This window comes from Bradyrhizobium sp. (assembly GCF_016213215.1).
GTDB lineage: Bacteria > Pseudomonadota > Alphaproteobacteria > Rhizobiales > Xanthobacteraceae > Bradyrhizobium.
On sequence record NZ_JACRAW010000132.1, the window covers coordinates 17,332 to 38,892 of the forward strand.

Below are 21,561 nucleotides of genomic sequence, written 5' to 3' on the forward strand. Positions count from 1 at the left end.
TACCCGGGGCAACTCACGACAAACTGACTTCAACGAAGCCTCTTTGCAACCGATCGGGCGTTCTTGCCACGAGCTTTCCCCTTTGTCTGTCACCTCCAGGCAACGGTTCAAGCCTTCTGAAGGCCGGACAGCCGAGCGGCCATCTGGCTACCTCAATGCGTCTCCTCGCCGCGCCCAGCTGCACCATGGACGCCCGCTTCGTCGAGCTTGCGGTAAAGGGTGGAGCGGCCGATTTTGAGGCGGCGCGCGACCTCCGACATCTGGCCGCGGTAATGCGAGATCGCGAAGCGGATGATTTCGTTTTCCATTTCTTCAAGGGGGCGAACCTCGCCGGCATTGGTCAGCATCGCCAGCATTCCGGCGGCAGGCAGCGGTGCGATTGGTATTTCACTACCCGAAACCATCGTTGGCGGCGCGGAATGCAGCATCGACTCGACAAGGAGTGGCTCGGGGGTGATCTCAGGAACGTGATGTGCCTGGGCCGCGAGCTGCGGAAAATCATCAAGACCGAGCTGGTCGGCCTCGCTCAGGACGACGGCGCGGTAGACCGCATTTTCGAGTTGGCGAATGTTGCCGGGCCAATCCAGTTGCGAGAGATAGGCAACGGCATCGCCGCTGATTCCCGCAATGGGGCGGTTTTCCTCGGCTGCAAAGCGGGCGAGGAAATGTCTGAGTAGATGCGGAATGTCCTCGCGCCGTGCCCGCAAGGGCGGAATCGTCAGCGGCAGCACGTGCAGCCGATAGAAGAGGTCTTCGCGGAAGTGTCCCTGCTTCACCCGCTCCAGCAACCTGCGGTTGGTCGCCGAGATGATGCGGACGTCGACTTTCACCGGCTTGCGCCCGCCGACCGCCTCCACCGCCCCTTCCTGCAGCGCGCGCAGCAGCTTGACCTGTGCGGTCAGCGGCAATTCGCTGACCTCGTCAAGGAACAGCGTGCCGCCATGCGCTTCGACGAATTTGCCTGCGTGGCGTTCGGTAGCGCCGGTGAACGCCCCCTTTTCATGGCCGAACAGGATGGATTCCACGAGATTGTCGGGGATCGCGCCGCAATTGACGGCCACGAACGGTTTTGACTTGCGCTCGGAGCTGCCGTGAATGGCGCGCGCGAACAATTCCTTGCCGACGCCGGATTCGCCCTCGATCAGCACGGGAATGGACGAGGCCGCCGCCTTTTGCGCGGTCCGCATCACGTTCGCCATGGCCTCGCTGCGAGTGATGATGTCGGCGAAAGTCAGCCGGCCCTCGCGGCTGTGGCGAATGCGCTGCAACTCGTCCTTCAGCGCGCTCGTGTTGAGGGCGTTGCGCAAGGATACCTGCAGCCGCTCCAGGCCGACCGGCTTGACCACGAAGTCCATGGCACCGGCACGCATCGCGGAGACCACGTTGTCGATGCCGCCATGGGCGGTCTGCACAATTACCGGGATGTTGATGCCGGCTTCGCGCATTTTCGCCAGCACGCCCATGCCGTCGAGGCCCGGCATCACGAGGTCCAGCACCACGGCGTCGACAGTCTGTGCGTCGGGGCCGGTGAGGGCGGCGATGACCGCATCGCCGGAATCGACCACGATGGCTTCATAGCCGCATTTTTGCACCATGTTTTCGACCAGGCGGCGCTGTACGGCGTCGTCGTCGGCAATCAAAATACTGGCAGCCATGGTGTTCCCCGCACGCTACAACTATCTGTCTCGAATCGGGGCACTCTCGCCGATGCCGATTAACGCCCTCTTAAATGTTGCAATCCCGGTCCATTGCTCTGACTGAACACAGGTTTCCAACACGATGAAATCGCGCTCCACGTCCGCTCTCCGCAAGCCGAACACGAAAAAAGCAGCGGCCAAAGCCAAGGCCTTCGCCAAGCCGGCGGCCAGGATCGTCAACAAGACTGGCAAATTGCCGGAATGGAACCTGAGCGATCTCTATGCCGGGATCGACGCGCCCGAAGTGACGCGCGATTTGCAGAAACTGGATTCCGAATGCGTCGCGTTTGAGGCCGACTACAAGGGCAAGCTGGCGACAGGAGCGGCAGCCGAAGGCGGCGGAAAATGGCTCGCCGAGGCGGTGCGCCGTTACGAGGCGATCGACGACCTTGTCGGCAAGCTCGGTTCCTATGCGGGTCTCGTCCATGCCGGCGACAACATCGATCCCGCGATCTCGAAATTCTATGGCGACGTTTCTGAACGGCTGACAATCGCGTCCACGCATCTTCTGTTCTTTGCGCTCGAGCTCAACCGCATCGATGATGAGGTGATCGAGCGCGCCATGCAGACTCCCGAACTTGGGCACTTCCGTCCCTGGATCGAGGACCTGCGCAAGGAGAAGCCGTACCAGCTCGAGGATCGCCTCGAGCAGCTGTTCCACGAAAAAGCCCAGACCGGCTACTCCGCCTTCAATCGGCTGTTCGACCAGACCATCTCGGGCCTGCGCTTCAAGGTCGCGGGCAAGGAACTCGCGATCGAGCCGACGCTCAACCTGTTGCAGGATCGTGACGGGGCAAAGCGCAGGGCGGCGGCCGAAGCGCTGGCGAAGACCTTCAAGGCCAACGAGCGGACGTTTGCCCTGATCACCAACACGCTTGCCAAGGACAAGGAAATTTCCGACCGCTGGCGCGGCTTCAAGGATGTTGCGGATTCACGGCACCTCAACAACCGCGTCGAGCGCGAGGTGGTTGACGCGCTGGTTGCGTCCGTGCGCGCCGCCCATCCGAAACTGTCGCACCGGTACTACGCGCTGAAGGCGCGCTGGTTTGGCAAGAAGAAGCTCGCGCATTGGGACCGCAATGCGCCGCTGCCCTTTGCACCGAAGGGCACCATTGCCTGGCCTGAGGCGAAGGACATGGTGCTGACGGCCTATCACGGCTTCTCGCCCAGGATGGCGGATATCGCCGAGCGCTTCTTCACAGATCGCTGGATCGATGCGCCGGTCCGTCCCGGAAAAGCCCCCGGCGCCTTCTCGCATCCGACCACGCCTTCCGCGCACCCCTATGTGCTGATGAACTACCAGGGCAAGCCGCGCGACGTGATGACTCTGGCCCATGAACTCGGGCATGGCGTGCACCAGGTGCTCGCCGCCGGGAACGGCCCCTTGATGGCCCCGACGCCGCTGACGCTTGCCGAGACCGCGAGCGTGTTCGGCGAGATGCTGACCTTCAAGCGGCTGTTGTCGCAGACCGGGAACGTCAGGCAGCGCCAGGCCCTGCTCGCCGGCAAGGTCGAGGACATGATCAATACCGTGGTGCGGCAGATCGCGTTCTATTCGTTCGAACGTGCCTTGCACACCGAGCGCAAGAACGGCGAACTCACCGCCGAGCGCATCGGCCAGATCTGGCTTTCGGTACAGGGCGAGAGCCTGGGGCCGGCGATCGAGATCAAGCCGGGCTATGAGAACTTCTGGATGTACATCCCGCATTTCATCCATTCGCCGTTCTACGTCTACGCCTATGCGTTCGGCGATTGTCTCGTGAACTCGCTCTATGCCGTTTACGAGAAGGCTGCCGAAGGCTTTGCCGAGCGCTATCTCGAAATGCTCGCTGCCGGCGGCAGCCGGCACTATTCCGAACTGCTGCGGCCGTTCGGGCTCGATGCCAGGGACCCGAAGTTCTGGGACGGCGGGCTGTCGGTAATATCGGGCATGATCGACGAACTCGAGGCGATGGTCTGAGGGAACACCGCTGCGCCGCGGCGCAGAACATCTGTTGAACGCAGCCTGTACTGCGGTTGGACATGTGCATAACGGCATGGCCCGCGGGGGCGATCGCCCATTCGCCCCGTGGACAAGAGGCGATTGAATTTCGAAATGACCTGATTTGCCGGGCAAAGTGGCAGCGTCGCCGTTGCCCTGTTCCCGGGATTGGGGTAATTCGACCGAAAGATCGATAACAACGGCACTGGGGATCCTGATGGCAGAGCATAGCGCAGTGACCTACTCGACCGCCGAGGGCAACGATTACGCCGCCCACGAGCAGACCTATGAAGGGTTCATCCGGCTGGTGAAGTTCGGCACGGCCGCGGTCGCGCTCATTCTCATTCTGATGGCGATCTTCCTCACCTGACCGTGCAGGCCGTTCCCCTGGAACGGCCTGTGCAACAACAAGAACTTCTGAAATGCTCCACGCTTGAGTTGCGCGCGCCCTTTGCGCCGCCGGAGGCCTCATGAAGATTGCCGTCGCCAAGGAAATCGATCCGTCCGAGCCGCGGGTCGCCGCTTCGCCGGACACGATCAAGAAGTTCAAGGCTCTGGGTCTGGAGGTCGCGGTCGAATCCGGTGCGGGCATCAAGTCGGGCCTGCCCGATTCGGAGTTTTCCGCCGCCGGCGCAACCGTCTCGCCGGACGCGGTGAAGGACGCCGACATCGTCATCAAGGTGAAGCGGCCCGAGGCCTCTGAACTTGCGAATTATAAGCGCGGTACGCTGGTCATCGCCATCATGGATCCGTACGGCAACGAGGCCGCCCTGAAGACGATGGCGGATGCCGGCATTGCGGCCTTCGCGATGGAATTGATGCCGCGCATCACCCGCGCGCAGGTGATGGACGTGCTGTCGTCGCAAGCCAACCTGGCGGGCTACCGCGCGGTAATCGAAGGGGCGGAGGCATTTGGCCGCGCCTTTCCGATGATGATGACTGCGGCCGGCACCATCCCCGCCGCCAAGGTCTTCGTGATGGGCGTCGGCGTCGCCGGCCTGCAGGCGATCGCGACCGCGCGCCGCCTGGGCGCCATTGTTACGGCGACCGACGTGCGGCCCGCGACCAAGGAGCAGGTCGAAAGTCTCGGCGCCAAGTTCCTTGCGGTCGAGGACGAGGAGTTCAAGAACGCCCAGACCGCCGGCGGTTACGCCAAGGAAATGTCGAAGGAATACCAGGCGAAGCAGGCCGCGCTCACCGCCGAGCACATCAAGAAGCAGGACGTCGTGATCACGACCGCCTTGATCCCCGGCCGGCCGGCGCCGCGCCTTGTCAGCGCCGAGATGGTCAAGTCGATGCGGCCGGGATCGGTGCTGGTCGATCTTGCAGTCGAGCGCGGCGGCACCGTCGAGGGCGCGAAGGCGGGAGGGATCGTCGAGGTCGATGGTGTCAAGATCGTCGGCTACACCAACGTGGCCGGCCGCGTGGCGGCCTCGGCCTCGGGCCTCTACGCGCGCAACCTGCACGCGTTCATCGAGACCATGATCGACAAGGCGAACAAGAAGATCGCGGTGAACTGGGACGACGAATTGGTGAAAGCCACGGCGCTGACCAAAGATGGCGCGGTCGTCCATCCGAATTTCCAGCCGAAGGCATAAGGAGAGAAGCCATGGAGCATGTCGCACAGGTCGTCGACCCCTTCGTCTTCCGGCTGTCGATTTTCGTGCTCGCGGTGTTTGTCGGCTATTTCGTCGTCTGGTCGGTGACGCCGGCGCTGCATACGCCGCTGATGTCGGTGACCAACGCGATCTCCTCGGTGATCGTGGTCGGCGCGCTGCTCGCCGGCGGCGTCGGCATGGTCTCGGGCGGCAGCGCCCTGGCGCGGGGCTTCGGGTTCGTGGCGCTGGTCTTTGCCTGCATCAATATTTTCGGCGGCTTCCTGGTCACCCAGCGCATGCTGGCGATGTACAAGAAGAAGTCCAAGTGAGCGGGCCCCTCGGGGTGAAGAGGCTAATGGGGACCTGAGATGAACGCCAATCTGTCTGCATTGCTCTATCTCGTGGCGGGTGTGCTGTTCATCCTGTCGCTGCGCGGCCTGTCGAGTCCGGCCACGTCGCGCAGGGGCAATCTGCTCGGCATGATCGGCATGGCGATCGCGGTGGCCACGACACTTGCGAACCATCCGCCGGCCGACGGCCTTGCCTGGCTCCTGGTCGTGCTCGGCATCGCGATCGGCGCGACTATCGGCGCGGTGATTGCGCGTCGCGTGCCGATGACTTCGATGCCGGAACTTGTCGCCGCATTCCACTCGCTGGTCGGCATGGCCGCGGTTCTGGTCGCGGCCGGCGCCTTCTATGCGCCGGAAGCGTTCGAGATCGGCACGCCCGGCAACATCCACATGCAGAGCCTGGTCGAAATGTCGCTCGGCGTCGCTATCGGCGCGCTGACCTTCACCGGCTCGGTGATCGCGTTTCTCAAGCTATCGGCGCGGATGAGCGGTGCGCCGATCATCCTGCCCGCGCGTCATCTCATCAATATTGCGCTCGGCATTGCGCTCGTAGCCTGCATCATCGGCCTGGTCCTCACCGGAAGCGCGGTCTACTTCTGGCTGATCACCATCCTCGCGCTGACGCTGGGCGTGCTCATGATCATCCCGATCGGCGGCGCCGACATGCCGGTCGTGATCTCGATGCTGAACTCCTACTCCGGCTGGGCCGCGGCGGGCATCGGCTTCACGCTCGGCAATTCGGCGCTGATCATCACCGGCGCGCTGGTCGGCTCCTCCGGCGCGATCCTGTCCTACATCATGTGCCACGCGATGAACCGGTCCTTCATCTCCGTCATCCTCGGCGGCTTCGGCGGCGAGACCGCTGCGACCGGCGGCGGAGGCGGCGAGCAGAAGCCGGCCAAGCTCGGTTCGGCCGATGACGCCGCCTTCATCATGAAGAACGCCTCCAAGGTCATCATCGTGCCCGGCTACGGCATGGCGGTGGCGCAGGCCCAGCACGCGCTGCGCGAAATGGCCGACACCCTGAAGAAGGAAGGCGTCGAGGTGAAATACGCGATCCACCCGGTCGCCGGCCGCATGCCCGGTCACATGAACGTGCTGCTCGCGGAGGCCAATGTTCCCTATGACGAAGTGTTCGAACTCGAGGACATCAACTCCGAATTCGCCCAGGCCGATGTCGCCTTCGTGATCGGCGCCAACGACGTTACGAATCCTGCGGCCGAAGAGGATCCGAAATCTCCGATCTATGGCATGCCGGTACTGCAGGTCTGGAAGGCCGCGACCGTCATGTTCATCAAGCGCTCGCTGGCTTCAGGCTACGCCGGCATCGACAATCCGTTGTTCTATCGCGACAACACCATGATGCTGCTCGGCGATGCCAAGAAAGTGACCGAGAGCGTCGTCAAGGCGATGTGAGGCTGTGCGAGGCAGCGAAGGGAATTCATGTCCCTGCTGAAGTGGCTCCTGATCGTCGTTTCGCTGGTCTATCTCGGCGGCCTCGCGGTGCTGTATTTCAATCAACGCGCGATGCTGTTTCCCATTCCGCCGGTCGGGCGTACGTCGCCGGACATCGCGGGGCTTCCCCAGGCTGAGGAACATGTCCTGACAACGTCGGACGGCGAGAGGGTCATTATTTGGCACGTGAAGGCAAAGCCCGGTCGTCCTGTGATCCTCTATTTTCCCGGCAACGGCGATTTTCTGGCGGGCCGCATCAGCCGCTTCAGGGCCATGACGGCCGACGGCACCGGGTTGGTCGCGCTGTCCTATCGCGGGTATGCCGGCTCGACCGGTCAACCGAGCGAGCACGGGCTGCTGCAAGATGCCGCGGCCGCCTATGGCTTCACCTTGGCGCGTTATCCTGCCGAACGAATTATAGCGTGGGGCTTTTCACTCGGCAGCGGCGTGGCGGTTGCGGTCTCCGCCGAGCATCCTGTGAGCAAGCTGATCCTGGAAGCCCCGTACACCTCGACGGCCGATGTTGCTGCTGCCCTGCTCAAGGTCGTGCCGGTAGGCCTCTTAATGCGTGATCAGTTCCATTCCGATCAGCGCATCACGCGCGTCATGGTGCCGCTGCTCGTGATGCATGGTGGAAGCGATCTTGCGATTCCGATTTCCTTCGGGGAGCAATTGTTTGCGCTCGCCCGCGAACCCAAGCAATTCGTGCGGTTTCCGGCAGGAGGACATGACGATCTCGACCAGTTTGGCGCGATCGAGACGGCGAGGCGGTTCATTGGCGGCTGAGCGGCGACTGCCGCTGCGCAGCGGCATGCTTGCCGCGGCTGCGCTTGCGCTCGCTCCGCAGCCGGCGCTGGCTGCCGCCGGGCTCGACGGCGCCGCGATGGGCTGGCCATATGCGTTTCCCTTTGCGGGTCTGCTGTTGTCGATCGCGCTGGGCCCGCTGCTGCTTCCCAAGATCTGGCATCACCACTACGGCAAGATCGCAGCCGGCTGGGCGGCGCTGGCGCTCGCCTCGATTGCCTGGCTTGCCGGTGGCATGACCATGCTGGCCGCCTTCGTTCATTCCATGCTTGCCGAATATTTCAGCTTCATCGTGCTCCTGTTCTCGCTTTACGTGGTGGCCGGCGGCATTCTGGTCAGCGGCGACATGAAGGGCACGCCATGGACCAACACCGGGATTCTTGCGCTCGGCACGCTGATGGCCAGCATCGTAGGTACGACGGGTGCTGCAATGATCCTGGTGCGCCCGCTCATACGTGCCAACCTGACGCGCCAACATAACACCCATGTCTTGATCTTCTTCATCATCCTCGTTGCCAATGTCGGCGGCGCGCTCAGCCCCCTCGGCGATCCGCCCCTTTTCGTCGGCTTTCTGCACGGGGTCGACTTCTTCTGGACGACGCGCCACATCTGGCTGCAGACGGTGATCGTGTCGGGATTCCTGCTCGTCGCCTTCGTGGTCGTTGACGTCTTCCGCTACCGTGCCGAGCCGCCGATTGGCTTGGCGGGCCGCACCGCAGAGCCGATTCGAATCCGCGGTCTCATCAACCTGCCCCTGATCGCAGCTATTATTGTGAGCCTGTTGGTGTCGGCGGTGTGGAAACCCGATATCGCTGTCGACATTCTCGGCACAAGACTGGAGCTGCAAAGCGTTATCCGGAATGCGGTGCTGCTGGGCATTGCGGGACTTTCGATCTGGCTCACGCCCGACGAGCACCGCGAGGCCAACGGCTTCACCTGGGAGCCGATCCGCGAGGTGGCAAAGCTCTTTGCCGCGATCTTCACCGCCATCATTCCGGTGCTGGCGATGCTGGATGCCGGCCGTCATGGCGCCTTTGCCTGGCTGTTGTCGGCCGTGACGGCACCGGATGGCGCGCCAAGGGAGGTTGCCTATTTCTGGCTTACCGGGCTGATGTCCGCCTTCCTGGACAATGCTCCGACCTATCTGTTGTTCTTCGAGCTCGCGGGCGGCAATCCGCAGGTCTTGATGGGCGAGCTCTCCGGCACGCTGGCGGCGATCTCCATGGGCGCGGTCTATATGGGCGCGTTGACCTATATCGGGAACGCGCCCAATTTCATGGTGGCGAGCATCGCCGCGGAGCACGGCATCCGGATGCCCAGCTTCTTCGGATACCTTCTGCGGGCGGGCGCCGTCCTAGTGCCGCTTTTCCTGCTGCTGACCCTCCTGCCGGTCGCGCCGGTTCTCAGACTGAACTGAGTACGCTATCAAGCGGGCGCCCCGCGGGGGAACGAGGAGAACACCGGTCATGCTTGGCGCCAAGTCCGAGATTCAGGTCGACACCGCCGAAGTTCGGGTCACCGAGTGGCGGCTGGCGCCGGGCAGCGCCACCGGGCATCACGTTCACGGGATGGACTATGTGATCGTCCCGGTCACCTCAGGTGAGATGACGATCGTGGCGCCGGGCGGGGAGCGCTCCAAGGCGCAGCTTGCGGCCGGCAAATCCTACTTCCGCAAGGCCGGCGTCGAGCACGACGTGCTCAACGAAACCGCCTGCGAGATCATATTCCTGGAGATCGAGCTGAAACCGTAAACCGGTCTTTACGAATTGCCACCGATCCGTCGCAGTTGATCCCTCACTCTGCCTCAAAGTTCCCGCATCAAAATGATGGGGAGTGGCTCGGCATGCTGAAATACCTCACTAAAATCGCGATGGATATGTTCCCCTCGGTGCTCGCGACCATCATCGGGGCCTACATCGTCAATCACTACATCAACGCCAAGCCCGCCGAGGCTCCCGTCGCGGCCGCCGTGGCGCCGTCGAATCCGAAAAAGGCCGATGCCGGCAAGAGCAACGGCAAGCCTGCCGAGACGTCGGCTGATGTCGCCAGCCTTCCCGCGCCGGGCGTGACCGCCCGCGGAATCTCCGAGAGGGCGGTGATGGATAGACCGGCCGCGGACAGAGCCGAAACCAGGCCCATTGAGGCCAAGCCCGCCGACACTAAACCGACCGAGGCGGTGAACACCCCTTCCGAGCAGCCGCGCCGCCACGTGCCGACCCTGCGCGAGAAGGTCATCGCCAAGATGTCGCCAGTTCCGGCTCCGGTGCCGGCGCCCGTCGTTACCGCCCCGTCGGCCGCCGCTCCTTCGATCGAGGGCGCGGCGCCGGCCGCTTCCGAAGACCGTAAGGACGCGACTGACCTTGCGCGCGCGGCGATCGAACGGTTGCGCAACACATCGGAAGGTGCTCCGCGGGCCCAAGAGTCGCGAGCGCAGGAGCCGCGGACCCAGGAAACGGCACGAACTCCCGAACCGCCCCGGGTGGTCGATCCTGCGCGGGGAGTGCAGCCAGCCCTCCGGCCTCTTCCTCCGCCGGTTACCGTGTCTTCGACGCCGGGATCGGAGACCTACGGTGCTGCGATCGCCAACCCGCCTTATACGTCGGCAATCCGCACCGACGATCCGAACCGGCCGATTCCTCCGGCCGACATTCCAGCCCCGCAGTCGGCGCCGCCGCTTGACCTGCGTGCGGACGCGACCACCCCGGCGCGCGAACGTCCGACGGTCGCCGACGACATGCTGTCGGCGGCAAAATCGATGTTCAACGCCGTTCTGCCGAAGAGCGCCGTCGAGTGACTGGCGCCAACTGCGCTTTCTTTTCTGATCAGCCGCCGACGCGAGCGAGGCCGCTGCGCGCGGCGTCGTCTCTCGGACGCAAGGTCACCGCGCGGCCATAGGATGCTGCCGCCTTGGTCCGGTCGCCCATGCGCTCATAGGCGAGTCCGCGCGTCGTCCAGATCTGCGCGTTGTTCGGTTCGAATTCGGACGCTTCGTCGAGATCTGCTGCGGCTTCCTTGACCTTGCCCACGGCGAGATAGCTGACGGCGCGGCCGAGCAGCGGTTCCGGCTTTTGCGGGTTCAGTCCGTTGGCTGCAGCAAAATCGGCGATCGCGAATTCGTGCTGATTGGCGGCCTGGTAGATCAGCGCGCGACCATACAGAGCTTGCGCGTTGTAGGGATCAAGCGTGACCGCGCGGTTGAATTCTTCCAGCGCTTCTTCGCTCTTGCCCGATCTTGCCAGCGCCTGGCCGCGTGCGGCATGCCCCTGAGCCTCCCTGACATTGCTTGCGCTCACAGCGGTGTCGGCTTGCGCGGGCGGAGCTTCGGAGAGTTGTTGCGGCTTTTCCTTTTCCGGTCCGATCGATCCCAGGTCGAACGAGCACCCGCCGAGCACAATCGCGAGCAGCATGATGGTGGCGCACGACGGCGGGCGCGGGCGCGAGACTTCGGAATAGCGGTCGGGTACCATGATCACCATGCACGGCTCGCTCGCGCGCCTTTCAACACTGATAGCGCGTCACATCGCGAAAAGCACCGCTTGAAAACAACAACGCGGGCACGAGGCCCGCGTCGGATCGACATTCAATCTCAACAGGACGACCGGATCAGCGCATCCCGCGCGGACCGCCACCAGCGCCGCCCCGGCCACCTGCGCCACGATCGGCACCGGCACCCGCGCCAAACACCGGCTTCGGCTTCATCGGCAGCAGGCCTTCGCGCTGCAGCTTCTTGCGTGCGAGCTTGCGCGCACGGCGTACGGCTTCGGCCTTTTCACGGGCCTTCTTCTCGGAGGGCTTTTCGTAGTGCCCGCGGAGCTTCATCTCGCGGAAGATACCCTCGCGCTGCATCTTCTTCTTCAGCGCCTTGAGGGCTTGATCGACATTGTTATCGCGAACGAGAACCTGCACGCGGCATCCTCTTTCAAGTATCGGAATGGAATTCTGGTAAAGCGAAGGGGTGGCGGAAAGGCCGACCCTCAACCTTGAGCGCGCGGATGTATCAGACAAACGCCAATATGTCCACCCGCCGCGGGAGGTTTGATGACGGAAATAGGGTCTTTTTGGGCCGGGATCAGCCGGTCTTCGGGCCGCTGACCTGGGTCACATGGCCCATCTTCCGGCCCGGCCGGGGCGCGCCCTTGCCGTAGATGTGGACGGTGGCACCGGGAACCGTCAGCCACTGCTCGTAGTCGTTGATCTCGTCTCCGATCAGGTTGGTCATGGTGACCGGTCCGTGCCGTACCGGCTTGCCCAACGGCCAGCCGGCAATGGCCCGGATGTGCTGCTCGAACTGGGAGATCGAGGCGCCATCGAGCGTCCAATGCCCGGAATTGTGCACACGCGGGGCAATTTCGTTGACCAGCACGGCCGGCCCGTTGCTGCCATTGGCGAGCACGAACATCTCGACCGCAAGCACGCCGACATAGTCCAGCGCATGCGCGATCTTCTCGGCGATACCGCGCGCCTGTGCCGCTAGCGCGTCAGGAATGGGCGCCGGCGCGCGCGAGACCTTCAGGATGTGATCCCGGTGCTCGTTTTCAGTGACGTCAAAGCACTCCACCGCGCCGTCGGCTGAACGCGCGGCGATCACCGAGATCTCGCGCTCGAACGGCACGAAAGTTTCGAGGATCGCGTGCTTGGTGCCGAGGTCGGCCCAGATCCGCACCAGATCCTCGCCTTGGCGGATGATGGCCTGGCCCTTGCCGTCGTAGCCGAAGCGGCGTGTCTTGAGCACGGCCGGAAGTCCGATCCGCACGATCGCTTCGCGCAGCGATGCGACCGAGGATACGTCGGCGTACGCGGCCGTGGCGACGCCGAGCCCCGTGACGAAGTCCTTCTCCGCGAGCCGGTCCTGGGTGGTCTCCAGGACCTTGTGGTTGGGGAGCACCGGCCGCCGTGCTGCGAGCACCATGGCGGCTGCCGAGGGCACGTTCTCGAATTCGTAGGTGATGACGTCGACGTCGTTGGCGAACAGTTCCAGGGCTTCGACATCGGCATATTCGGCGCAGGTCCCGTTCAGCACGACGTCGAAGGCCGGCGAGTCCGGGTCCGGCGAGAACACTTGGCAGCGCAGGCCGAGCCGCGCCGCCGCCATCGCCAGCATCCGGCCCAACTGGCCGCCGCCGAGAATTCCGATGGTGTCGCCAGGCCTCAGCTTGCGCTGGTTGGAAGCGATCACGCCTTCTCCTCCGGGCGCTCGGCGACGGCATCCGTCTGCTGTTCGCGCCAGGCGGCCAGCCGTTCGGACAGGGCCGGATCGCTCAGCGCGAGCACGCTGGCCGCGAGCAGCGCCGCGTTGATGGCGCCTGCTTTGCCGATGGCCAGAGTGCCGACCGGCACGCCCGCTGGCATCTGAACGATGGAATAGAGCGAGTCGAGCCCGGCAAGCGCCTTCGATTCGACGGGAACACCGAAGACCGGAAGTTCCGTGAGCGCCGCCGTCATCCCGGGAAGGTGCGCCGCCCCCCCGGCGCCGGCGATGATGACCTTGAAGCCGGCTGCCTTGGCGCCTTTGGCGAAGGCGAAGAGTCGCTCCGGGGTGCGATGCGCAGAGACGATGCGTTTTTCGCAAGCGACACCGAGCGCGGCGAGCGTTTCGGCCGCGTGGCGCATGGTTTCCCAGTCCGACTGGCTTCCCATGATAATGGCGACGGGCGCGGTCATGATCTCAATTTTCTCGGGAATCCAAAAACATAGGCCGAATTATAGGTTCAGGCCCGACTTCGGGAAGACGTGGCAAGGAGACGGGAATGGACTATCCTGACTTGGTGAATCCCCGCAAGCCTTCATTGAGCAGGATGCCCATGAAGAAACAAAAGAGGGCGATCGCTGCGAAGGCCGGAAAAGGTGGTAGGAGCACGGTCAAGCGCAAGACGGTCGCGAGCGTCGCAGCTCCGCCTGCGCGGGTTCGGTCCAAGAGGGCTGACCGCGGCCGGGACACCGTTCACGGTCTTAGACGCGAGCTTGCCGCAGCCTTGAGGCGCATCGAGGAACTCGAGGCGATCGCCGACACGGATTTTCTGCTCGGTATTCCGAACCGCCGCGGCTTTGAGCATGCGCTCCATCGCGCGATCGCCTACATCCAGCGCTATAATGCGAGCGGTGCACTGATTGTGCTGGATGTCGATCTGCTCAAGCCAATCAACGACTCCTATGGCCACGCGGCCGGCGATGAGGTGTTGAAGGCCATCGCAGCGACGTTGACCGGGCAGGTGCGTTCTTCCGATGTGGTCGGGCGACTCGGCGGCGACGAGTTCGTGGTGCTGTTGTGGAACCTGAGCGAGACCGACGCCAGGGCGAAGGCGGCGGGGCTTGAGCAGGCCATCGATGGACTGACATTTGAATTTGACGGCCGCAGCGTGACCGCCGGTGCCTCCGCAGGGGTGGCGCTGCTTGGCTCGCATGTGGAAGCTGGCAGGGCGATGGCGGAGGCCGACGCCGCCATGTATGTGCGCAAGGCGCAGCGGCGTCACGAACGGCAGATGATCAAACCCTAGGCGCGCGAACGGTGCGAGCCATGTAACGCGATAATGACGCACCATGGCATCCTCGCACTCGCCTTCGCGCCGCGATGCGGATTTACAGCGCGCTCAGATCGTCCGGCACCTCTCCGAATTTCTTCAGCAGCTTGGCATCACTAAATTCGCCGGTCATCGGATTGCCGTTGCGACTGAAGGCGACGGCGCCGCTATGGCCTGCGGCGCGCGACAACACCTCTGCTCGACGCAACGCGGCGGCGGGAGTTTGGCATTCCTGCGCGTCGCCCGGGACGAGCGAACCGTCATCGTCCCGCAGGAACGCCAGCGCGACGTAATAGGTGACATCAGCCATGGCTTTGGCTCCGGATCCCCAGCGCTAGGCTGCGCCGCGTCTCGTGCACGGCAGGTCGGACACGTTGCCTGCGATCGCCGACTGAAGTTCCTCGAGCTCGGCTTCCAGATATTCATTGGCCATGATCAGCGCCTTGATCGTGCTGCGCAGATTGCCGTCGCACATGGCGATGGCCTGGTCGCAGGCCTGTTCGTAACGACTGTCGTCAAAGGGTGAGGCGGGTGCAGGCATGCGAAACTCCCGGATGGGTGAACCCGGGCAAATGTTCTCTGTTTGTTCTCGTTGAGTCAAGAGGCTTTGAGATTCAGGCGCATGCCGTTCCCAAGCTGACAATCAGGCAATGATGTCGGGCGTGATCTGGTCTTCGATGAAGGCGATGCGGTCGCGCAACAGCAGCTTGCGTTTCTTCATCCGCTGCAGCCGCAGGAGATCTGGTGCGGGCGATTGATGCAACGCATCAATCGCCGCGTCGAGGTCGCGATGTTCCTGCTGCAACCTGGCGAGCTCGGCTTGGAGTTCGCCCACATCTTCCTGGCCCATGATGTACGTTAGCCGAAAAAAACGATGAGGTTGCGAACGTTGTGGACGCCTGTGGAAATTATCGTCCGAGCCGGGCCGATCTGCAAGTGATCCGACCCGTAGTTCTACGAGTGCAGGATATTGCAAGCCGGTGCGGTTGAACCAAGATCGCATTCAGGATCAAGACCATCGTTTGCAATCCCTACCTGGTTCCGAGCTTACGCTGCGTTACGCAAGATTCTCGAATGTGACACTGCGACGACGATTCCCATCGACAGAACGAATCGCTGATGTAGACTTCGACGTCCGGATCGAATCCAAGGTCTAACCTTACCGAGGAGGTTTCGAATGACAATTCAGGCACATCTGGTTGAATTGGAACGGAAGCATCAAACTCTCGAAAACGAACTGCACGAAGCGCTCGTTCACCTTTCAACAGACGACCTGCAAATTGTTGAGTTGAAGCGCCGGAAACTGATGGTCAAGGACCAGATCGAGCGATTGAGACAGAACTCCGACGGAACACTGCACTAGCGAAAATCTTAAAATCCGAACTGTCCCGGTTGCAGGGATGACGCGCGCGCGTTCGTCCCTGGGCCGGCACTGACGTTACGGCTCACGCGACGCGACCGGCTTCACGCGCGGAATGGTCACACGCCTGCAAGCTCGCCGACATGGTCGGCGATCGCCAGCGACGAGGTCAGTCCCGGCGACTCGATCCCGAACAGATTGATGAGGCCGTCGACGCCGTGATCGCGCGGGCCCTGGATCAGGAAGTCCTGCACGGCCACCGCCGGCGGAACGATCTTGGGCCGAATACCGGAATAGCTCGGCATCAATGCCCCATCCGGGAGGCCAGGCCAGTACCTGCGTATCGCGGGATAAAACCGCTCCGCCCTCGCCGGGTTGACGGCGTAATCGATGGTCTCGACCCACTCGACGTCGGGGCCGAACCGCGCCTGTCCCGCCATGTCGAGGGTGAGATGGACTCCGAGCCCGCCGGGCTCGGGCACCGGATAGATCAGGCGCGAGAACGGCGCCTTGGCGCTGCAGCTGAAATAGTTTCCCTTGGCGAGATAAGCGGATGGAATCCTGTCCAGCGGCATGCCGTCGATGTTGCGCGCGACCGTGGTGGCGGAGAGTCCTGCCGCATTGACGAGCAGCCCGCATTCCAAGCTCATCGGGGATTCGCCGCCCGCGTCGACTTCGATCCGTTTATCGGCGGCCCTTGCGCGAAGCAGCGGAGCATGAAAGGCGAAGGCTGCGCCGGCTGTCTCGGCGTCGCCACGCAGCGCCAGCATGTAGGCGTGGCTGTCGAGGATGCCGGTCGAAGGGGAGAGCAGGGCGGCATCACAGGCGAGCGCCGGCTCAAGCGCGCGGGCGGCCTCGCCTGACAGCATTTGCATGTCGAGCACGCCGTTGGCCTCGGCATGGGCTTTGATTGATTGCAGCCGTTCGGTTTCCTTCGGACTGGTCGCCACGATCAGCTTGCCGCAATTCTTGTGGGGGATGCCGTGTTCGCGGCAGTAGCGGTACAGCGCATGCCTGCCGCTGACGCACATGCGCGCCATCCAACTGCCGGCGCGGTAGTAGATTCCCGCGTGGATCACCTCGCTGTTGCGCGAGGAAGTAATGGTGCCGATGCCCTCAGCCTCCTCCAGCACGATCACCTCGCGCCCGGCCTGCGCGAGGCGCCGCGCCACCGCGAGCCCGATCACGCCCGCGCCGATGACGACGCAGTCGACCCTATCCATGACCGGAAGCAAATCCCGTAACAGCTGCCGATGTGGTGAAGAGAACCGCCTGTGGGCGGAATCCTGTTAGCCTTCCATTAATCATGTCAGGGTAATTGCCCTAAATTAAGCCTGTTTTATCAGGGGCCTGAGCACGCGTTTACCCGATCCAAACGCGTGAAGCCAGAAAATCCGCCTTGAACATCCGCGGGTGACTGATGGCTGACAAGAACTGGCAGGCGGGCGGCACGAGTTTAATTGCTGCGCAGGCCGTACTGTGCCTGGCTCTCAGCATTTCGCCCCGACGTGCCTTCGCGCTGACGGAGGAGCTGGCCCCGCCGAGCTACGGCAACCTTGATCCTGCCATGGTCTGGCAAGCCCTGATCGGCGGCGTTGTAATCTGCGCCTTCGTAATGGCGGTCGCGATGTGGATCCAATCGGCCCTGCGGCGGGCGAGGCGTGCCGAGTTGCGGCGCAACGCCTTCATCAGTTCCGCGCTGAACAACCTGAACCAGGGTGTTGTGATAACGGATACGCGCAAGCGCGTCATTTTCTGCAACGACCGCTACCTGGAAATCTACGGTCTGTCCCGTTCGGATATCCCGCTCAACATGGACGGGGTGGAGCTTCTCAAGCTGCGGCGCCAGCGCGGGGTCCTTGGAGTCCGCGTCGAGGACTTCTTTGACAAGGCTGCGAGTCCGACCGGGTTCATCTGCGAACTGCCGAACGGGCGATCCATCCTGGTCAGGCATTTCGTGCTCCCCAAGGGCGGTTCGATCACCACGCATCAGGATTGCAGCGAACTGCGCAATCTTTCGCAGCAACTGGCCTCGACCAAGCAGTTCCTGGAATCCGTGCTCGACAACGTGCCGGTCTGCGTTGCGGCCAAGAGCATTGAGGATGGCCGCTACATCTTCGCCAACCGCGCCTTCGAACGTTTCTCGCACCTCTCGCGCGATCGCATCGTCGGCAGGCGCGCAGACGAGATCTTCCGCCCCGCCACGGCTGCCGCCATAGAGGCGGCCGACCGCGCCGCGCTTAAGTCGGCAAAGGGCATATTCCGCAGCGAGATGACAGTCGAGCGTGGAACAGAACAACGCGTCCTGTCGTCGACCCGCGTCATCGCGCGCGGCGAAAGCGATGAGCCGCAGTTTCTGATCGCGCTGTTCGAGGATGTCACCGATCGGCGATCGCTCTCGGAGGAGCTCGAGAGCACCAAGAAATTCCTCGAACTGGTCGTCGACAACATCCCGGTGTCGGTGATCGTCGAGCGGGCCAGCGACGGGCGTTATCTTCTGGCCAACCGGAGCGCCGAAACCATCCTCAATCGTAAGCGCGAGGACGTCACGGGCCTGACGGCAGCGGATATCTTCAATCCGAAGGAGGCCAAGCTCATCATTGCGCGCGACGAAGCGGCGATCAAGGCGCGCAGCCTGCTGACCGAGGAGCATCCAATCAGCACCAAGGACGGTCTGCGCCTGTTCCTGACGCGCCGGATGACGGTGCTCGATGAAAGCGGCCAGCCGCAATATCTGATCAAGACTCACGAAGACGTCACCGATCGCCGGCAGACCGAGTCGCGAATGGCCCACATGGCTTATCATGACGGCCTCACCGACCTGCCGAACCGCGCCGCGTTCCTGCAGGCGCTGACCCAGATGATCGAGGCCTGTGCGGGATCCGAGGAGGAATTCGCCGTTCTGTCGATGGACCTCGATGGTCTGAAGGAAGTCAACGATGTGTTCGGCCACGCGATCGGCGACAAGCTCTTGATCGAAGTGGCGCACCGGATCCAGAACGCCGCACGCGGCGGTGTCGTGGCTCGGCTGTCCGGCGACGAGTTCGGCATGATCATCGACGGCAAGCAGCCGACAGCCGCAATCGCCCTGGCTGAGCAGCTTTGTGAAGCTCTGACTCGGGAGTTCCAGATCGATGGCAGGTCGGTTCGCGCCGGCGTGACCATCGGCATCTCTGTGTTCCCGCACAACGGCACCAACGCGGCGTCGCTCCTTGCCAATGCCGGCGCGGCGCTGTTTCGGGCCAAGAAGAAGTCCCGCGGCACGATCAGCCTTTACCAGCCGGAGATGGACCAGCAGGTCCGCGACCGGCGCGTGCTGCACCAGGACCTGTCCCGTGCGGTCGCAAACGGCGAGCTCTCGTTGCATTTCCAGCCGCAGGCAAACTCCGGCCGTTCCGTCGACGACAGCGAGATCATCGGCTTCGAGGCATTGGCACGCTGGCGCCATCCGCAGCGCGGCATGGTATCGCCGGCCGAGTTCATTCCTTTGGCCGAGGAAAGCGGCCTAATCGTGCAGATGGGAGAGTGGATCCTGCGCGAGGCCTGCCGCGAAGCGGCGTCATGGCCGAAGCCGCTGCAGGTGGCGGTCAACCTTTCGCCGGCGCAATTCATGCACGGCGACGTGGTCGGGCTGGTGCATTCGATCCTGCTCGAGAGCGGCCTCTCGCCCGGCCGCCTGGAACTTGAAATTACCGAAGGCGTGCTGATCGAGGATTTCGACCGAGGTCTTGCACTGCTGCGGCGGCTGAAGGCACTCGGGGTCCGGATCTCGATGGACGATTTCGGCAGCGGCTACTCCTCGCTCAGCTATCTGCAGGCTTTCCCGTTCGACAAGATCAAAATCGACCGCGGCTTCGTCATGAATCTCGGACGCAACCCGCAGTCTGCCGCGATCATTCGCGCCGTCATCGATCTCGGCCATGGCCTCGACATGTCGATCATCGCCGAAGGCGTCGAGACCGCCGAGCAGCTCGGCTTCCTCGCCGATGAAGGCTGCGACGGCGTGCAGGGCTATCTGATCGGTAGACCGCAGCCGATCGTGGAGTACTGCGAACTGGTCGGCCGTGACGCCGAGAACATGGAGCTCGTCCGCAAGACGGGCTAAAGCATCCGCCCCGAAGGACCGCGTTTTTGCAGACTGGGCGCCGGTCTTCCGCGCAAAGTGCAGGCTGGCAGATCAAACTCCATCAGGAATCTGAAGCGCGATCGCGATTCGATCTGATCTCGTTGCGCTTAGAGGTGGCGCAGTCGCCACGCTCTCCGCTACAAGCACGGCATGGCGGATTACGATTTGGCGGTCATCGGCGGGGGGCTGAACGGGGTCAGCATCGCGCGCGACGCCGCCGGCCGCGGTTTGCGGGTCATCCTCTTCGAGCAGGGCGATCTCGGCGGCGGCGCGTCTTCGGCAAGCTCTCGGCTGATCCACGGCGATCTTGCCATGCTCGAACGTCGAGGCTTCCTTCGTGTGCGCCGGGCGCTGGCCGAGCGCCGCAGCTGGCTCAGGATTGCGCCGCACCTCGTCCGCCCCATGCGCTTTGTGATCCCTGCGCATGCCGATGAGCGCGCGCCATGGCTGGTTCGCGCCGGGCTCCTGCTCTACGACCGCCTTGGTCAGGACGATGGCCTGCCGCAATCAGAGACCATCGATATCACCCACCATCCGGTTGGCTTCGCGCTGAAGCGCCCGTTTGGGACCGCGTTCGAGTATTCGGATTGTCTGGTCGATGATTCGAGGCTGGTCGCGCTGACGGCGATGGATGCGGCCGAACGCGGCGCCGTGATCCGCACGGGCGCCCGGTGCGTCCGCGCCGACCGGGACGACAGCTGGCGCCTTGCGATCATCGATCGCGGTCATCGGAAGGTCATTACCGCGCGGGCACTGGCGAATGCCTGCGGTGCCTGGGTCCCGATCGTGGCCGAGACCGTGTTGCGGATGCCGCCGCCGGCTACCGGCGTGATGCAGATGAGCCAGATCATCGTCCGGCGGCTGTTCGATACGGACACTGTCTATGTCTTCCAGAACAACGACGGCCGGCTGATTTTCGCAAGTCCGTACGAGCGGGATTTCACGCTGATCGGCACAGCGGTCCACCCGTTCAAGGGCGATCCCGCGATCGTGGCGACGTCGGCAGGGGACGTCGCCTATCTCTGCGAAGCCGCAAACCGGTATTTCCGCGAACGTGTCGAGCCCAGCGACGTAGTCAGGACGCTTTCCGGCGCCAACCTGGCCCTGGATCCCAACAGACGCGTTGGGCGGGACGGCGGCATAAGCTTCGATGCAAAGCGGCGCAGGGCGCCGCTGATCACGATACATGGCGGCGATGTCACCACCTCGCGTCTGCGTGCGGAACGCGCGGTGTCGCGACTATTGCCATTCTATCCGATGTCGCGGCGCTGGACGGCGGGGGCGCCGATGCCGGGCGGCGATTTCGACTGGCACCGCTTCGACGCTGAGGTCGAGGCCGCACGGGACCGCTGGGACTTCCTTAGCGAAGCGCAGGCCCAGCGTCTGGTCGCCGCCTACGGTACGCGATTGACGGCAGTGCTTGGCGACGCCAGGAGCCGGGCTGATCTCGGTCCCGCATTCGGCCCCGAACTCACGGGTGCTGAGGTGCGCTACCTCATGCAGAGGGAGTGGGCGCGCTTTGCCGACGATGTCTTGTGGCGCCGTTCCAGGCTCGGCCTGACCATGCCGCCGGCCGATCGCGATGCACTGGTCGCGTTCATGGCAAGTGCCATGTGAATGGCGCTTTCGAACGGTTGAGCGAAGCCTTATCCGCCGCTAGCGTGCACGGGTA

The 21,561-nt window shown here is 63.5% G+C and carries 22 protein-coding genes; 13 read left to right on the plus strand and 9 right to left on the minus strand.

Annotated elements, in window-relative coordinates; genetic code table 11:
* Positions 1 to 152: 152 nt before the first annotated feature.
* Entirely contained in the window at positions 153 to 1,655 is a 1,503-nt protein-coding gene (locus HY852_RS21630; protein WP_291606925.1) for a sigma-54 dependent transcriptional regulator, read from the minus strand.
* 124 nt (positions 1,656 to 1,779) lie between these two features.
* Here HY852_RS21630 and HY852_RS21635 point away from each other — a divergent pair, with 124 nt between their 5' ends.
* From HY852_RS21635 to HY852_RS21675, 9 genes are all read left to right on the plus strand, one after another.
* Positions 1,780 to 3,657, plus strand: a complete 1,878-nt coding sequence (locus HY852_RS21635; RefSeq protein WP_291606926.1) for a M3 family oligoendopeptidase — start codon at positions 1,780 to 1,782, stop codon at positions 3,655 to 3,657.
* Positions 3,658 to 3,895: 238 nt separating this feature from the next.
* Positions 3,896 to 4,048: an aa3-type cytochrome c oxidase subunit IV gene (locus tag HY852_RS21640; RefSeq protein WP_291606927.1), complete on the plus strand. Its 153-nt coding sequence runs from the start codon at positions 3,896 to 3,898 to the stop codon at positions 4,046 to 4,048.
* 100 nt (positions 4,049 to 4,148) lie between these two features.
* Positions 4,149 to 5,276: a Re/Si-specific NAD(P)(+) transhydrogenase subunit alpha gene (locus HY852_RS21645; RefSeq protein ID WP_291606928.1), complete on the plus strand. Its 1,128-nt coding sequence runs from the start codon at positions 4,149 to 4,151 to the stop codon at positions 5,274 to 5,276.
* 11 nt (positions 5,277 to 5,287) lie between these two features.
* Positions 5,288 to 5,605 carry a proton-translocating transhydrogenase family protein gene (locus HY852_RS21650; protein ID WP_291606929.1) on the plus strand — a complete coding sequence of 106 codons (318 nt, stop codon included), beginning with the start codon at positions 5,288 to 5,290 and terminating at the stop codon, positions 5,603 to 5,605.
* Positions 5,606 to 5,644: 39 nt separating this feature from the next.
* Positions 5,645 to 7,042 carry an NAD(P)(+) transhydrogenase (Re/Si-specific) subunit beta gene (locus HY852_RS21655; RefSeq protein WP_291606930.1) on the plus strand — a complete coding sequence of 466 codons (1,398 nt, stop codon included), beginning with the start codon at positions 5,645 to 5,647 and terminating at the stop codon, positions 7,040 to 7,042.
* Positions 7,043 to 7,069: 27 nt separating this feature from the next.
* Entirely contained in the window at positions 7,070 to 7,867 is a 798-nt protein-coding gene (locus HY852_RS21660) for an alpha/beta hydrolase (RefSeq protein ID WP_291606931.1), read from the plus strand.
* Positions 7,868 to 7,892: 25 nt separating this feature from the next.
* Positions 7,893 to 9,302 carry a sodium:proton antiporter gene (locus tag HY852_RS21665; protein WP_291606952.1) on the plus strand — a complete coding sequence of 470 codons (1,410 nt, stop codon included), beginning with the start codon at positions 7,893 to 7,895 and terminating at the stop codon, positions 9,300 to 9,302.
* A 49-nt stretch (positions 9,303 to 9,351) separates the two neighbouring features.
* Positions 9,352 to 9,636, plus strand: a complete 285-nt coding sequence (locus HY852_RS21670) for a cupin domain-containing protein (RefSeq protein WP_291606932.1) — start codon at positions 9,352 to 9,354, stop codon at positions 9,634 to 9,636.
* Between the two features lie 92 nt (positions 9,637 to 9,728).
* The gene (locus HY852_RS21675) at positions 9,729 to 10,679 is read left to right on the plus strand and encodes a hypothetical protein (protein WP_291606933.1); all 951 of its coding nucleotides are present in this window, start codon (positions 9,729 to 9,731) and stop codon (positions 10,677 to 10,679) included.
* Between the two features lie 28 nt (positions 10,680 to 10,707).
* Here HY852_RS21675 and HY852_RS21680 read toward each other — a convergent pair whose 3' ends face one another.
* The 4 genes from HY852_RS21680 to purE all read right to left on the minus strand — a co-directional run bounded on the left by HY852_RS21680 (position 10,708) and on the right by purE (position 13,546).
* Complete coding sequence (locus HY852_RS21680; protein WP_367116396.1) at positions 10,708 to 11,352, minus strand: tetratricopeptide repeat protein; 645 nt, start codon at positions 11,350 to 11,352, stop codon at positions 10,708 to 10,710.
* 136 nt (positions 11,353 to 11,488) lie between these two features.
* On the minus strand, positions 11,489 to 11,791 hold the full coding sequence (gene rpsU / locus HY852_RS21685; RefSeq protein ID WP_291606935.1) for a 30S ribosomal protein S21: 303 nt from the start codon (positions 11,789 to 11,791) through the stop codon (positions 11,489 to 11,491).
* A gap of 163 nt (positions 11,792 to 11,954) precedes the next feature.
* Positions 11,955 to 13,061, minus strand: coding sequence for a 5-(carboxyamino)imidazole ribonucleotide synthase (locus HY852_RS21690; RefSeq protein ID WP_291606936.1), 1,107 nt, complete (start codon positions 13,059 to 13,061; stop codon positions 11,955 to 11,957).
* Positions 13,058 to 13,546 carry a 5-(carboxyamino)imidazole ribonucleotide mutase gene (purE, locus tag HY852_RS21695; RefSeq protein ID WP_291606937.1) on the minus strand — a complete coding sequence of 163 codons (489 nt, stop codon included), beginning with the start codon at positions 13,544 to 13,546 and terminating at the stop codon, positions 13,058 to 13,060. The genes HY852_RS21690 and purE overlap by 4 nt, the downstream gene beginning before the upstream one ends.
* 140 nt (positions 13,547 to 13,686) lie before the next feature.
* On the opposite strand from purE, the gene HY852_RS21700 reads away from it, so the two are divergent.
* Positions 13,687 to 14,379 carry a GGDEF domain-containing protein gene (locus HY852_RS21700; RefSeq protein WP_291606938.1) on the plus strand — a complete coding sequence of 231 codons (693 nt, stop codon included), beginning with the start codon at positions 13,687 to 13,689 and terminating at the stop codon, positions 14,377 to 14,379.
* Positions 14,380 to 14,461: 82 nt separating this feature from the next.
* On the opposite strand, the gene HY852_RS21705 is transcribed toward HY852_RS21700, so the two are convergent.
* The 3 genes from HY852_RS21705 to HY852_RS21715 form a co-directional block, all read right to left on the minus strand.
* Positions 14,462 to 14,713, minus strand: coding sequence for a hypothetical protein (locus HY852_RS21705; RefSeq protein WP_291606939.1), 252 nt, complete (start codon positions 14,711 to 14,713; stop codon positions 14,462 to 14,464).
* Positions 14,714 to 14,737: 24 nt separating this feature from the next.
* On the minus strand, positions 14,738 to 14,944 hold the full coding sequence (locus tag HY852_RS21710) for a hypothetical protein (protein WP_291606940.1): 207 nt from the start codon (positions 14,942 to 14,944) through the stop codon (positions 14,738 to 14,740).
* A gap of 102 nt (positions 14,945 to 15,046) precedes the next feature.
* The gene (locus HY852_RS21715; protein ID WP_291606953.1) at positions 15,047 to 15,253 is read right to left on the minus strand and encodes a DUF465 domain-containing protein; all 207 of its coding nucleotides are present in this window, start codon (positions 15,251 to 15,253) and stop codon (positions 15,047 to 15,049) included.
* A 327-nt stretch (positions 15,254 to 15,580) separates the two neighbouring features.
* On the opposite strand from HY852_RS21715, the gene HY852_RS21720 reads away from it, so the two are divergent.
* A complete protein-coding gene (locus HY852_RS21720; RefSeq protein ID WP_291606941.1) occupies positions 15,581 to 15,766 on the plus strand; it encodes a DUF465 domain-containing protein in 186 nt (61 codons plus the stop codon).
* Positions 15,767 to 15,882: 116 nt separating this feature from the next.
* On the opposite strand, the gene HY852_RS21725 is transcribed toward HY852_RS21720, so the two are convergent.
* Complete coding sequence (locus HY852_RS21725) at positions 15,883 to 16,986, minus strand: NAD(P)/FAD-dependent oxidoreductase (RefSeq protein ID WP_291606942.1); 1,104 nt, start codon at positions 16,984 to 16,986, stop codon at positions 15,883 to 15,885.
* Positions 16,987 to 17,183: 197 nt separating this feature from the next.
* On the opposite strand from HY852_RS21725, the gene HY852_RS21730 reads away from it, so the two are divergent.
* The gene (locus HY852_RS21730) at positions 17,184 to 19,868 is read left to right on the plus strand and encodes an EAL domain-containing protein (RefSeq protein ID WP_291606943.1); all 2,685 of its coding nucleotides are present in this window, start codon (positions 17,184 to 17,186) and stop codon (positions 19,866 to 19,868) included.
* Between the two features lie 171 nt (positions 19,869 to 20,039).
* Positions 20,040 to 21,506, plus strand: a complete 1,467-nt coding sequence (locus HY852_RS21735; protein WP_291606944.1) for a glycerol-3-phosphate dehydrogenase — start codon at positions 20,040 to 20,042, stop codon at positions 21,504 to 21,506.
* Positions 21,507 to 21,561: the final 55 nt, after the last annotated feature.

Excerpts from the sequence above, each read along its gene's own strand:
- HY852_RS21630 (WP_291606925.1), bottom strand. The coding sequence starts at position 1,655 with ATGGCTGCCAGTATTTTGATTGCCGACGACGACGCCGTACAGCGCCGC.
- HY852_RS21635 (WP_291606926.1), top strand. The coding sequence starts at position 1,780 with ATGAAATCGCGCTCCACGTCCGCTCTCCGCAAGCCGAACACGAAAAAA.
- HY852_RS21640 (WP_291606927.1), top strand. The coding sequence starts at position 3,896 with ATGGCAGAGCATAGCGCAGTGACCTACTCGACCGCCGAGGGCAACGAT.
- HY852_RS21645 (WP_291606928.1), top strand. The coding sequence starts at position 4,149 with ATGAAGATTGCCGTCGCCAAGGAAATCGATCCGTCCGAGCCGCGGGTC.
- HY852_RS21650 (WP_291606929.1), top strand. The coding sequence starts at position 5,288 with ATGGAGCATGTCGCACAGGTCGTCGACCCCTTCGTCTTCCGGCTGTCG.
- HY852_RS21655 (WP_291606930.1), top strand. The coding sequence starts at position 5,645 with ATGAACGCCAATCTGTCTGCATTGCTCTATCTCGTGGCGGGTGTGCTG.
- HY852_RS21660 (WP_291606931.1), top strand. The coding sequence starts at position 7,070 with ATGTCCCTGCTGAAGTGGCTCCTGATCGTCGTTTCGCTGGTCTATCTC.
- HY852_RS21665 (WP_291606952.1), top strand. The coding sequence starts at position 7,893 with ATGCTTGCCGCGGCTGCGCTTGCGCTCGCTCCGCAGCCGGCGCTGGCT.
- HY852_RS21670 (WP_291606932.1), top strand. The coding sequence starts at position 9,352 with ATGCTTGGCGCCAAGTCCGAGATTCAGGTCGACACCGCCGAAGTTCGG.
- HY852_RS21675 (WP_291606933.1), top strand. The coding sequence starts at position 9,729 with ATGCTGAAATACCTCACTAAAATCGCGATGGATATGTTCCCCTCGGTG.
- HY852_RS21680 (WP_367116396.1), bottom strand. The coding sequence starts at position 11,352 with ATGGTACCCGACCGCTATTCCGAAGTCTCGCGCCCGCGCCCGCCGTCG.
- purE (WP_291606937.1), bottom strand. The coding sequence starts at position 13,546 with ATGACCGCGCCCGTCGCCATTATCATGGGAAGCCAGTCGGACTGGGAA.
- HY852_RS21700 (WP_291606938.1), top strand. The coding sequence starts at position 13,687 with ATGAAGAAACAAAAGAGGGCGATCGCTGCGAAGGCCGGAAAAGGTGGT.
- HY852_RS21705 (WP_291606939.1), bottom strand. The coding sequence starts at position 14,713 with ATGGCTGATGTCACCTATTACGTCGCGCTGGCGTTCCTGCGGGACGAT.
- HY852_RS21710 (WP_291606940.1), bottom strand. The coding sequence starts at position 14,944 with ATGCCTGCACCCGCCTCACCCTTTGACGACAGTCGTTACGAACAGGCC.
- HY852_RS21715 (WP_291606953.1), bottom strand. The coding sequence starts at position 15,253 with ATGGGCCAGGAAGATGTGGGCGAACTCCAAGCCGAGCTCGCCAGGTTG.
- HY852_RS21720 (WP_291606941.1), top strand. The coding sequence starts at position 15,581 with ATGACAATTCAGGCACATCTGGTTGAATTGGAACGGAAGCATCAAACT.
- HY852_RS21725 (WP_291606942.1), bottom strand. The coding sequence starts at position 16,986 with ATGGATAGGGTCGACTGCGTCGTCATCGGCGCGGGCGTGATCGGGCTC.
- HY852_RS21730 (WP_291606943.1), top strand. The coding sequence starts at position 17,184 with ATGGCTGACAAGAACTGGCAGGCGGGCGGCACGAGTTTAATTGCTGCG.
- HY852_RS21735 (WP_291606944.1), top strand. The coding sequence starts at position 20,040 with ATGGCGGATTACGATTTGGCGGTCATCGGCGGGGGGCTGAACGGGGTC.